The sequence below is a fragment of the Maribacter sp. genome, from assembly GCF_039974175.1.
Taxonomy (GTDB): Bacteria; Bacteroidota; Bacteroidia; order Flavobacteriales; family Flavobacteriaceae; genus Maribacter_C.
Window position 1 is genome coordinate 204,687 of record NZ_JBDWJN010000010.1, and the last position, 13,296, is coordinate 217,982.

The 13,296-nt window shown below is 37.8% G+C and carries 7 protein-coding genes; 2 read left to right on the forward strand and 5 right to left on the reverse strand.

Features of this window, described 5'->3' with window-relative positions; all coding sequences use genetic code 11:
- Nucleotides 1–108: 108 nt before the first annotated feature.
- The 5 genes from ABJN95_RS09995 to ABJN95_RS10015 form a co-directional block, all read right to left on the reverse strand.
- Nucleotides 109–3,039 (reverse strand): PKD domain-containing protein, encoded by a 2,931-nt coding sequence (locus ABJN95_RS09995; protein ID WP_348370253.1) that lies wholly within the window; start codon nucleotides 3,037–3,039, stop codon nucleotides 109–111.
- A 487-nt stretch (nucleotides 3,040–3,526) separates the two neighbouring features.
- Nucleotides 3,527–5,599, reverse strand: coding sequence for a DNRLRE domain-containing protein (locus ABJN95_RS10000; protein ID WP_348370254.1), 2,073 nt, complete (start codon nucleotides 5,597–5,599; stop codon nucleotides 3,527–3,529).
- A 526-nt stretch (nucleotides 5,600–6,125) separates the two neighbouring features.
- Nucleotides 6,126–7,409 (reverse strand): nucleotide sugar dehydrogenase, encoded by a 1,284-nt coding sequence (locus tag ABJN95_RS10005; RefSeq protein ID WP_348370255.1) that lies wholly within the window; start codon nucleotides 7,407–7,409, stop codon nucleotides 6,126–6,128.
- A gap of 53 nt (nucleotides 7,410–7,462) precedes the next feature.
- Nucleotides 7,463–8,488, reverse strand: a complete 1,026-nt coding sequence (locus ABJN95_RS10010) for an NAD-dependent epimerase (protein ID WP_348370256.1) — start codon at nucleotides 8,486–8,488, stop codon at nucleotides 7,463–7,465.
- Entirely contained in the window at nucleotides 8,485–9,879 is a 1,395-nt protein-coding gene (locus ABJN95_RS10015; RefSeq protein ID WP_348370257.1) for a nucleotide sugar dehydrogenase, read from the reverse strand. The genes ABJN95_RS10010 and ABJN95_RS10015 overlap by 4 nt, the downstream gene beginning before the upstream one ends.
- A 384-nt stretch (nucleotides 9,880–10,263) precedes the next feature.
- Here ABJN95_RS10015 and ABJN95_RS10020 point away from each other — a divergent pair, with 384 nt between their 5' ends.
- Entirely contained in the window at nucleotides 10,264–11,355 is a 1,092-nt protein-coding gene (locus tag ABJN95_RS10020; RefSeq protein WP_348371712.1) for an aminotransferase class I/II-fold pyridoxal phosphate-dependent enzyme, read from the forward strand.
- Entirely contained in the window at nucleotides 11,352–13,292 is a 1,941-nt protein-coding gene (locus tag ABJN95_RS10025; RefSeq protein WP_348370258.1) for a nucleoside-diphosphate sugar epimerase/dehydratase, read from the forward strand. The genes ABJN95_RS10020 and ABJN95_RS10025 overlap by 4 nt, the downstream gene beginning before the upstream one ends.
- Nucleotides 13,293–13,296 lie beyond the last annotated feature (4 nt).

Genomic DNA, 13,296 nt, shown 5'->3' on the forward strand with positions numbered 1-13,296 from the left:
AGAAGAGTTTTTCAATCAAATTTACCAAGTTGACAAGTTTTGCGAACTAGGTTGACCTAGTCTATCTAAAAAACGAATAGGCCTCATGAATCAATCCTTCGAGGCGAACTAAGGCTGGGGAAATCCGATATTAGAAAAGGAGCAACTTTGAAAGGATATCGGGAACGTTCCACCATTAAACAATTTTAACATGGTAGAACTAGGAATGTTTTTAAAACTACAGCTTATAAATTTTGTGTTGTTAACGTCTTGATAGCTATAAAAAGGAACATCAGAAACATCATCGAAAGTACAATTTCTAAATTCATTATTATTAGAAAAGGCGGCTGCTCCGACAACGTCAGATGTAACTCCAACTATATTTTTCGTGTTTTTGGATTTGATGCCAATAAATTTATTGTCATGTCCTCCTTCATTTTTATCGCGATCTCCTCCAGACCCTACAAAACCATCATTTAAATCAATAAAACCAACAGCATAACGTGAATTCTCAATATTAATATTCGTGAAGGTATTGTGATGCGCACCGTTTAAGACGCGAATACTAGATGAAAACTCTCCATTATCTGAAGAAAAGCTTCCGTAAATATTTACATTTTGAAAATTATTGTAAGCTACACCAGAAAAATTCACTTCAATTCCGGTATTGTAGGCTGTAGAGTATCTTACGATATTGTTGGTAGCCTGATCTTTTAAAACATAACCATGACCTCTATGCAAGTCTGCATTTTTATCTCTGTATATCTTGCAATTTTCAATTGTATTATTGCTAGCTCCAGAACTAATTAGCATGTAGTAGCCTGTTGGATTCGTTTTGTTATCGGAATATACACTAGTATAGCGAACTTTACAATTGTTGGCCCCTTTAAGATTTATGCCCTCTGAATTCGAGTTTAAGACGAAACTGTTTTCTACCGTAGTGTAGTCTCCATAAACTTGAAACCCACGTCCTTCTTGTGTTGAATTGCTAGTTTGAGTTCCTGTATTGGTAATGATAACATTTTTTAGAAGTACCTGTCTACCTTTGGTAAACAAGCCTACCTTATAGTTTGTTATTTGAAAATTGTGTACTTCAACATAACTTCCGTTTAAATCTACACCCACACCCTGCGAGCCAGAAGACCCACTCAAGAGCGGCATCTTGCTTGAATTTAGAGACTGTCCGTGACTAAAAGTCGACCCTTGGCTACTTACCAAATCTCCTGGCGTATTGGTGTAGCCTATAAACTTGATAGGATTCGAAGAAGTTCCTGATTGATAATTTACTATTTGTTTGTTTCCATAGTTACCCGCTTTGACATAGATAATATCGCCGGGCTCTGCTACATAAAAAGCATGCTCTAGGCTCCAAGGGCTAGAGGCGGACTGTCCACTATTATATGAAGTTCCGTTTGTAGCTACATAATATCCAGGAGGTGCGTTTCCGCCGCTACTTCCACCGTCACTTCCTCCATCATCTCCGTCGTCACTTCCTCCGCTTGCTTCGTTCACCGTTATACTTACGGATTTGGTGTCTGACAATCCTTGCGCATCCTTTACGGTTAGTTCAACTGCATAAACACCAGGATTTACAAATGAATGAGAAGGATTCTGATTCGCAGCTGTCGAACCGTCTTTGAAATCCCAAAAATAGGAGGTAATGCCATCGTCATCTGTAGAAGTATTACCTGTGAATTGAACATTCAACGGAGCATTTCCTGAAGTTGGATTGGCCGTAACATTTGCCTTGGGAGCTTCATTTTCTGGCTCTGTAACGGTAATGGTTATCGATGCAGCGTCTGTTAACCCATTTTCGTCAGTTACTGTCAACTCGGCCTCATAAACTCCGGCTTCGGTATAAGTGTAAGTAAAGTCTGCTATATTAGTTCTTGATCCGTCCTTGAAATTCCAATCATATTTGGTTATCGCATTGTCATCTGAAGATTCACTACCTGTGAATGTTACTTTCAATGGGGCTTCTCCAGTAACAGGAGTGGCACTAACTTTGGCAGTAGGGGCCTGATTATCTTCTTCGGTCACTGTAATTTCTACGGTATCTGTATCTGTTAAACCATCGGCGTCGGTAACAGTTAACAATACGGCGAAGGTGCCAGTTTCTGTAAATGTATGCGATGGGTCTGCGGCGCTAGATGTTGAACCGTCTTTAAAATCCCAAGAATAGCTGCTTATTTCTTGGTCATCTGACGAGTTACTTCCAACAAATGAAACCTCAAGCGGGAGTTTGCCACTAGAGGGTGTGGCATCAGCCACGGCCATAGGTTTTTCGTTTTCTGAAGTTTCGTCTTCCTCCTCAGGTTCTTCGATTATTTCAATTTCTTGTGCCCCTTCAATAACGTCATAAGTTACGACTAATTTCGGACCAATTTTAGAGGCATGCTCTTTTGAAGCAAATGCCAAATCATTACCGTTTTTATGTTCTAAAATAAGTGTTGAAACCGCTGGTGACATTACCTCAGAATTAAGGGCAATAATTTCGGTAGCACCAATCTTATATTCTTTAATAATTTCACCTAATTGCAGTTCTATCTGGGGAATAGTAGTTTCAGATAAGCTATCCTCTGTCCAATCGCTAGAATTTCCCTTATGCACTAGTATGGTGCCACTGCCGTCATCGCCGGTTATAGTAAATTGCAAGTGGGCAGAAGTAATTGAACCTTCTATTTGGGCAATAGGATTTAAGTCGAACATCAGGTAGCTAGTGCGACTGTCTTCCTCAAGACGTATTATATTTTGATTATAGCCTTTGCCGCTTTGAAAGTGGGCATCATTGCTGGGAGAGAAACTGGTTGTTCTACTTTCTAAATTATCTTCTTGGGTGTCGGTTTCGTCAGTTGTTTCCTCTTCTTCTGATGCCTGTTCTTCCGTCGAGTCGTCATCCGTACTGCTAGCATCTCTTTCCTCCACAGAAGAAATAGTTTCGTCATTTAATACACTGTCAACCAGAATATCACTATCCTTACTGCAGCCAAGATTTAAAACAAAACTAGCAAGAATAAAACATAAAAATGTCTGATGGATTTTGGTGGGGTAAAATCTCATTATTCGCTTGGGACCGATTTAATATTGTGTCATTTCCATTTTCGGGGGTAAATCCGATTCATTTTAAGCTTAGCGGGTTGATTTCAAAGGCATTAATAGGTTTGATGTAATTTGGTTTGGAATATGCTTAACAGTTGGTGACAATTTTTTTATTGTACTCGTGTCTCTTTATTCGTTAAAATGAATGATAATAACGATGAAATACGCTAATTATTGCAAATTCCAAGTTGCAAACATATATATTCAGATTTGTTTTATCGATTACTACCGAATATTTTCGATGAAATGCACAAAAAATAGCATTTTTTTAACATTAGCAAAACCCCTAGTTGTTTGAATGACTAAAGAAGCCGTGATTAGGCTGCCCCCATCACCAAAAAAAGTCCTCAAAATAGCTTGAAGACTTTTTATATAAATTTCACGATATGATACTAGGGTAAATTTCCTTAGAAGGTGCTTTTTGCAATAAAATTAAAGGCAATTTTGATCATTGAGATGGTTCAGCAAAACCTACATTGGTAAAAGAGCAATCTTTAAACGATGCTGAAAATGATCCGCCTGCAAAGCCTTGGGTTAACGTACTACTTGCAATATTGGAAAAGCTACAATTTATGAATTGGGTATCTCTTATAGTTTGCCTACTAAATAGTGGGACTCCCGTAATATCATTAAAAGAGCAATTAACGAATTCATTGTTGTTGGAAAAAGCTGCAGCACCCACTTCCGCTGAGGTACCAGCAACACAATTCTTTGCCTTGTCAACTTGTATATTTATAAATTTGTTGTTGTGACCACCCTCCTTTTTATCTCTATCGCCACCAGCGCCTTCAAAACCATCATCGAAATCTACAAATGCAATTCCGTATGGTGAATCCACAACTGAAATATTCTGAAATAAATTATCATGAGAGCCATTTAGAACTCTGATACTCGGTGAGTACTGCCCGGGATATGTACTAAAGCTACCCACGATTTCAATATTTTCAAATGTATTATCGTAAACCCCGCTAAAATTTGCCTCTATGCCGGTGTTCGTAGCCTTACTATTTCTAACGGTGTTATTTGTAGCCCTATCCTTTAACACATAACCATGCCCTTGGTGGGGTTTTATGGTGGCATCTCCTGCCGGATTTCTATAGAGTTCACAACCTTCAATGGTATTATTTGTGGCCCCTTCCGACAGAAGGATATAATAACCGGTCATATTCTTGGTATTATCTGAAAACACTTTACAGTTTTTAACAAGGCAGTTATCGGCCCCCTTAATATTTATACCTTCAGAATTCGCATTCAGAATAAAGCAGTTTTCAATTAAAGACTGGTTACCGTATATCTGAAAACCTTTTCCAGTTTGAGAGTTATCAAATTCCTGTTCTCCTAGGTTTGTCGAGATGATGTTTTTTATGGAAACATTATTACCTCTAGCAAATACCCCAATCCAGTAATTCGATATTTGTAGGTTTTCTATTTCTATATAATTTTCAGGAATTGATAAACCAATTTTTTCCAAATTGCTATTTCCATATATCAATGGCATTTTGTTTAAATCTAGCTGGTCACCGTAGTTGAAGGTTGAACCTTCAGTACTCACTAGATCACCAGGAGAATTGGTATAACCAATAAATTTAATGGGTTTGCTGGCGGTACCTGAATTATCAACTACGAGTTCTTTACTACCGTAATTTCCAGCTTTGATGTATACTACGTCGCCTGCCACTGCTCTGTCAAAAGCTTCTTCAATATTCCAAGCGGTTGCTTCAGAAAGGCCATTGTTGGAAGACTTACCACTAGTTGTAACATAGTAAGCTCCTTCAGTAGAGGCCGTGTTGTTCTGATCTTCTTCTTGGTTTGTATCGTCTTCCTGGTTGGTATCTTCTTCTTCTTCTTCTTCTTCCTGTTGTTCAATTAGCGGCGAACCTTCGGGAGCTTTGTAAGTGACGGTCAATTTGGGCCCTTTATTATCAGGATGCTCTTTAGAAGCAAAGGCCAAGTCGTTACCGGTACTATGCACCATAACAAGCGACGTGATTTCTGCCTTAAGATTGGTGGCATCCAAGGTTACTTTTTCGGGTGACCCAACCTTATATTCTTTGTTAATACTGGCTAGTTGATTCTGAAGACCAGGTGCATTGTTTATAGTTAAATTCTCCTCCGACCATTCGGTATCTTGACCTTTATGTATGGCTATACTGCCATCTCCTTCATCACTATCAATAGAAAACTGTAAAACGGCATTCGTAATTGGGCCGTTAATTTCGCTTAAATCGAACATCAAGTAACTGGTTCGATAATCCTCTTGCAAACGAACAATTGATTTATCATGGCCTGCATCATCTTGGATGTAGGCGTCATTCGTTGCAGAAAACGTAAATGTTCTGAATACAAAGCCTTCTTCATCAGCCGGCACTTCTTGGGTGCCATTTTTCTCTTCAACAGAAACTCCAGGGTCGTTCAAAACCGAGTCAAGGAGTAAATCAGTGTCTTTGCTGCAGGAAAATAAAAAAAATATGAAAATAGAGAGCATAGCCAAATGAACGACTTTTTGGGGGATTGATTTCATAAGTAGGTAAAATGTTTAAGAGTTTTTTAAGATTTTGGGCTAAATATTGCCGTTTATCGACTAAGGGCATTTTTCATCGATAAACGGTTAAGTTTTTAATGTACTTAGGGTGTATTACGTTTCATTGTTTTCTTTTAGACGTTTAAAGGCTTATTTTTTCGATGAACTGCACTTTTTTTTGGGAAATTGATGAATCTCTTCCAATTTGAAGAGACAAACCTTCTTGATTGAATAGCTATAACTACGAATTGGATAAAAATGTTGTGAACTGCTCGTTTTTATAGATGAACTGCATGTTTTTCATCATAAAATCGACAAAATGCAACATTTGTAGGATAAAATGGAGTGCTACTATCAGTTAACCACAAGAATTTGGAACACTTCGCCAGTAACGGCAACGGTTTCTTAAACTGCGCTCCTACAAATAGGGAATATTCAAATTGAAAAGTCCCTACAGCATTCCAAGGTTTGGAATAAGCAGGGACAAAAAATGAAGAGCGTTATGCTCTTTTTATTGTTAAAGATATTATAGTCTACCGTCTACCTCGTTGGTTTTCAAAATTCCTTTTACATCGTAAAGTACACCTTGCGAGTTTAACAAACTTCTCAGGTCTAGATCTAAGAATTCATTATGTGCAACAGTAAGTACTATAGCATTATATTTATCTTTCGGAATTTTATCAGTAGTGGTAACTTGATGCTCGCGTTCTACTTCTGCTGGATCTGCCCATGGATCGTATATGGTAATGTCCGCTCCGTAGCCCTTTAAATCTCTAATTACGTCTACCACTTTGGTGTTTCGAACATCAGGGCAATTTTCTTTAAAGGTTATGCCTAGGATTAAAATTTTCGCCCCTTTGACTTTAAGGTCATTTCTCAACATTAGCTTTACTACTTCGCTGGACACATACTTACCCATACCGTCGTTCATTCGCCTTCCTTCCAAGATGATTCCTGGGTGGTAGCCAAATTCTTGAGCTTTCTGTGCTAAATAATACGGATCTACACCAATGCAATGCCCTCCAACTAAGCCTGGTTGAAATGGCAGAAAATTCCACTTGGTGCCAGCTGCTTCTAATACATCATGTGTATCAATGTCCATTAAGTTGAAAATTTTTGCAAGCTCGTTTACAAAAGCGATGTTTATATCGCGTTGCGAATTCTCAATTACTTTAGAAGCTTCTGCCACTTTTATACTTGGTGCCAAATGAGTACCTGCCGTAATTACCGATGCATATAAATCATCAACCTTTTTGCCAATTTCGGGAGTAGAACCCGCAGTAACCTTTAAGATTTTGTCAACAGTATGCTTTTTATCTCCTGGGTTGATTCTTTCCGGAGAATACCCCACAAAGAAGTCTACGTTGAATTTAAGGCCACTTACTCTTTCCAATACCGGAATACATTCATCTTCTGTGACACCAGGATAAACCGTAGATTCATAAATAACAATATCATTCTTTTTTAAAACCTTACCAACGGTTTCACTTGATTTATGTAGCGGTGTAAGATCAGGTCTATTGGTTCGATCAACTGGTGTCGGTACAGTAACTATATAGTAGTTACAATCTTTAAGGAGATCTGAGTTATCTGTACAATATAAGCCGGCTTCAGTTGGTGATTCGTTTCTTGTAACTTCTTTCAACTCAGCTTCACTCACCTCAAGTGTACTGTCGATGCCGCTTTGCAATTCAGCAACTCTATTTGAATTTATATCAAAACCTACAACAGCGAATTTGGTAGCAAATAATCGAGCCAAAGGTAAGCCGACGTAACCGAGACCTATGATGCCTATTTTAATTTTATTCATATACTTGTTATAAGTTCGTTATTGTACCTATTGCGATACGTTGAAAAAATTTGTTAATTATAAAACTGTTTGAACCAAGCGACGTATTGCTCAACTCCTGAATCAATGGAAGTAGCGGGTTTGTACTCATAATCTGCAACTAAGGTATCTATATCGGCCCAAGTCTTTTCCACATCACCTGGTTGAATAGGCAGCATTTCCTTCGTGGCCGTCTTTTTTAAGTTGTTTTCAATCTCATGAATAAAATCTAAGAGTTTGATAGCTTTGTTATTGCCGATATTATATAGCTTATACAAGTCACTATTCCTTTTTCGTTCCGCAACTGACGAGGTTAATACCTTGCAAACCCCCTCAGCGATATCGGTAACAAAGGTGAAATCTCGCTCCATCTTACCGTGATTGAATACCTTGATAGGCTGGTCTTTTGATATGGCATCTGTGAATAGAAACGGAGCCATATCTGGTCTTCCCCAGGGTCCGTACACGGTAAAAAATCGCAAACCAGTGGTCGGAATATGAAAGAGGTGACTGTAGGTGTGTGCCATTAGCTCGTTGCTTTTTTTTGTTGCAGCGTATAAGCTAATAGGGTGGTCAACATTGTCTGCTACAGAGAAAGGTATTTTTTTGTTATTGCCGTAAACGCTTGAGCTACTGGCGTAAACTAAGTGTTTTATGGCATGATGCCGGCAACACTCTAACAAGTTAAGAAACCCAACTATATTGCTATCAATATAAATATTAGGTTCTTCCAAACTATATCTCACCCCAGCTTGGGCAGCAAGATTGCATACTACATCGAATTTTTCTTCCATGAAAAACTTGGGCAATGCATCGCGATCTTCGAGATTCATTCTGACAAAAGAATATTTAGACCCGTATCTATCTCCGAAAGCTTTCACATGAAATCGTTCCGCATCTCCTTTAGCGATGCCTAATTGCTTTAGCCTACTGTATTTAAGATTGACATCATAGTAGTCATTAATGTTGTCTAATCCGACCACAGTAAAATTATCGCGCAGTAGCATTTCGCAAACATGGTAACCAATAAAACCTGCAGCTCCGGTTACCAATATCTTCATGATTGCCCTATTTTGTAATATTCAAATCCTATTGCAGTCATAGTGTCCTTCTCAAGCAGACGCCTTCCGTCAAAAACAAAAGCCGGTTTTAGCATTTTTTCATAAATTGCCTTCCAATCATATGTTTTGAATTCGTCCCATTCGGTTAAAATCGCGATAGCATGGGCGTCATTCGAAGCCTTAATAGGATCGTTAACTACTTTTAGCAATCGTCTGTTTTCTTCAGGTAATCTGGTTCCCAAATAATCCAGATCTGCATACACTTGACTTTCTGGAACTTTTGGATCATAAATTACTATCTCAGCTTTTTCATCCAATAAAGCATCTGCTACATAAATCGCCGCTGACTCTCTTGTATCATTGGTATCTTTTTTGAATGCCCACCCGTAGAAAACGATTTTCTTACCAGAAACCGTGTTGTACAATGTAGTGACTATGTTTTCGGCAAAACGTCTTTTTTGGTAGTCGTTCATAATGATTACCTGTTCCCAGTAATCTGCCACTTCTTGTAGTCCGTAACTTTGGGCTATATATACCAGGTTGAGTATATCTTTTTGAAAACACGAACCTCCAAAACCTACAGAGGAGTTTAAAAACTTAGCACCTATTCTACTATCATAGCCAATTGCTCTTGAAACTTCAGCTACATTGGCATCTGTCTTTTCACATAATGCCGAAATAGAATTTATTGAAGAAACGCGTTGCGCTAAAAACGCATTTGCAACTAATTTAGATAGTTCGGAAGACCAAACATTGGTTTGCAAAACTTTTTCTTTTGGAAGCCAATGTTCATATATACTACTTAAAGCATCTTTAGCAATCTGTCCTTCAGGTGTCTCAGCACCCCCAATAAGTACACGATCGGCATTTAATAAATCATCAATTGCAGTACCTTCAGCTAGAAACTCTGGATTAGATAGAATTTCAAAATCAACCCCATTTCCAGTATTGTCTAAAATACTTTTAATTGCACCTGCCGTTCGAACGGGCAAAGTTGATTTTTCAACAACTATTTTATTGGTTTTGGCAACTTTAGCAATATTTCGAGCGCACAACTCGATATTTTTAAGATCGGCAGCTTGACCTTTGCCCTTACCGTAGGTTTTCGTAGGCGTATTTACCGAAATGAAAATCATTTCAGCTTCATCGATCGCTTTATCAATCTCAGTTGAAAAGAAAAGGTTTTTACCCCTTGTTTTCGATACCAATTCTTTTAGACCTGGTTCATAAACCGGTAGTTTGTCTAAATCGGAATGATTCCATAGGTCAATACGTACTTTACTTATATCTACAACTGTGACCTGTATTTCAGGGCATTGACTTGCAATTACAGACATTGTAGGGCCGCCTACGTAACCAGCTCCAATACAGCATATTTTTGTTATTTTCATTTTAAGAAGTTTATTTTATCTAAAGGTTAGAGATGAAATTTCGATCGCCCTTTTTGTATCTATTGCTTTGGCCCGGTTTGGCACAATCTTATTATTTTGGTTTTGTTTTGGCGATGCAAAGATTACAAAATAACTCTACATTAGAATAAATATTGTCGATAAAAAGGCCTATTTTCCGGTTTGGAGCGTATATTAGGTAAATTACAAATAACTTCATTGTTTATGATACAGGGTCAAAGTTCCTTTAACCGATAAATATCAGGGATTAAACGAAATTAGGTCGCGTTATGGTAAACTATAGTTATTTTTGATTTCTGAAAGGAACTTAACTTAACAATTTTTAAAGTGGAGACACAAACAAAGATTTGGCTTTCCTCGCCTCATATGGGAAGCAACGAACAGCGTTATGTCGATGAAGCGTTTAAAACCAATTGGATTGCACCTCTTGGCCCGAACGTAAATTTGTTTGAAGATGCAATTCAAGATTACATCAACAATGATGTACATGTGGCGGCTCTAAGTGCTGGTACGGCCGCGATTCACCTAGCTCTTGAAATACTAGGTGTATCACAGGGTGATGAAGTGCTATGTCAAAGTCTGACTTTTTCCGCCTCAGCAAATCCGATTAAATATTTGGGAGCCAATCCGATTTTTGTCGATAGCGAAAGAGATACTTGGAATATTTCACCTGAACTTTTAGAACATGCCATATTAGATAGAATTGCTGCAGGAATAAAACCTAAGGCAATTGTCGCGGTACATTTATATGGAATGCCTTATAAGATAAATGAGGTACAGGCCATTGCCGATAAATATGAAATACCTATTATAGAAGATAGCGCCGAAGCTTTAGGTAGTACATATCACGGCGTAAAGTGTGGTAGTTTTGGAGAAATAGGTATTTTATCCTTTAATGGAAATAAGATTATAACCACCTCTGGAGGTGGGGCCCTAGTCACAAAAAATAGTGATTATAAAAAGAAAGCTGTCTTTTTAGCTACTCAGGCTAGAGATGACGCTCCGCACTATCAACATTCTCATGTTGGCTATAATTATCGTATGAGTAACGTTTTGGCCGGTATTGGTAGAGGGCAGATGGAAGTACTTGACAGTCGAGTCGCCGCCCGCAGAGCCAACTTTGATTTTTACAAATCTAGTTTGAATCATTTGGATGAAATCGAATTTTTGCTCGAACCTGATGGCTTTTTCTCAAATAGATGGCTTTCATGTATTCTAACACCCTCATACGAAATGCGGGAAAGAATTCGTTATGCCTTATTAGAAGATGACGTTGAATCACGTCCATTGTGGAAACCGATGCACATGCAACCCATTTTTGAAAACTCCCCCCATTATTCCGATGGTACTTCTGAAGACCTCTTTGAACGCGGTCTTTGTTTACCTAGTGGATCAAATTTGACGCATCAAGATTTAGAAAGAATAGTTACTTTAATACTTAAAGAACTTACCAAATGATAAAAAATTACCTTGTAAGCAACGCACATAGATATGCTTCAAAGTGGTTGGTATTGGCTATTGATGTTTTCTTGATATCAATATCTTTTATATTGGCATATGTTATTCGTTTTAATCTCACCTTAGATTTTAAAAGTGAGGATTTATTCATTCAACTTCCCATTGTCGCAGTAATCGCTGTTATATCCTTTATGTCTACCGAGTCTTATAAAGGTGTGGTTCGACATACGGGGGTACGGGATGTTTATAAGATTTTTAATGCTATCTGTTTGTCGAGTATACTTACCATTTTCTTGGTAATCATGAACAGGCAGTTTGTAGTTGTTGATAATTTTACCATTCCGCTGGGGATTATAATTATTCATAGTTTACTTGCCTTTATTGCTTTAATAGCATCGCGATATATTTTTAAGACAGCATTCTTCAACTTGGTCAAAAAGTTTAAAGCCACTAAGAATGTGATGATTTACGGGGCAGGAGAATCTGGTATTCTTACCTACAACGCCATAACCAACCAAACAAGTAGTAATGCTAGGGTAATAGCCTATCTAGATGATGACCCAAAAAAAATTGGAAAAATTATCAATGGTGTCATGGTATTGGGTAAAGATGTGCTTTCAGAGTATTTCTTAAGTTCCAAAGATGTTTCAGAAATTATTGTTTCTATTAACAATGTTGATAGCAACAAGCTTAGAGAGTTGGTTGAAAGTCTTGTTGAATATCCTGTACAGGTAAAAATAGTACCCCCTGTCGAGAATTGGATTAATGGAGAGCTGAAAGTCTCTCAGATTAAGCAGGTTCAAATTGAAGATCTATTAGATCGCTCTCCTATTGATATAAAAAAATCAAAAGTTTCAGAACAACTGAAAAATCAGGTCATTTTGGTAACCGGTGGGGCAGGCTCAATTGGGAGTGAAATTGTTCGTCAGATTGCAAATTATGATTATAAATCACTCATAATTATAGATCAGGCCGAATCTGCTCTTTATGACCTACAGCAGGAATTGAAACAAAATGGGTTCCATAATTTCGTTCCTATAGTTGGTGATATACGCGACAAGAACCGTATGAATACCTATTTTCAAGAGCATAAGCCAACAATGGTTTTCCATGCTGCGGCATATAAGCATGTGCCTTTGATGGAATACAATTACTACGAAGCTATTAAAATCAATATTGCTGGTACCAAAACGATTGTTGATTTAGCAATGAATCACAAAGTAGATAAATTTGTTTTTGTATCTACCGATAAGGCGGTCAACCCCACAAATGTAATGGGAGCAACCAAACGTATTGCCGAAATGTATATTAGTAGTGTGCAGCAGGAAAATAAAACCAAATTCATTACTACAAGGTTTGGTAACGTTTTGGGTTCCAATGGTTCTGTTATTCCATTGTTCCGTAAACAAATAGAAAAGGGTGGGCCACTCACAGTTACTCACAAGGATATTACCAGATTTTTCATGACCATTCCAGAAGCCTCACAACTGGTTTTAGAAGCCGCTGTTATGGGGGAGGGGGGAGAGATTTTTATTTTCGATATGGGGAAATCAGTTAAGATATTTGACTTGGCCAAGAACATGATTAAACTTTCTGGATTGAAGTACCCTGAGGATATAGATATTAAGATTACGGGTCTTCGCCCAGGAGAAAAACTATACGAAGAATTACTAGCGAATGGAGAAAATACGCTTCCAACATACCATAAAAAAATATTAATCGGTAAAGTCAAAGAACTAGACTACGCTCTTGTGAAATCGAAAATTGATGAACTGTGCGTTTCCAATATGTTCTTTAATGGAAATACAATGGCTCTGATGAAGGAAATCGTTCCTGAATACGTCTCCAATAATTCAGAATTTTGTAAGCTTGATGACGAGAAAGAAGTGAAATCCACAACAAATAATAAAGGTGAAAAGAAAATCTTCCAATCATAATTTT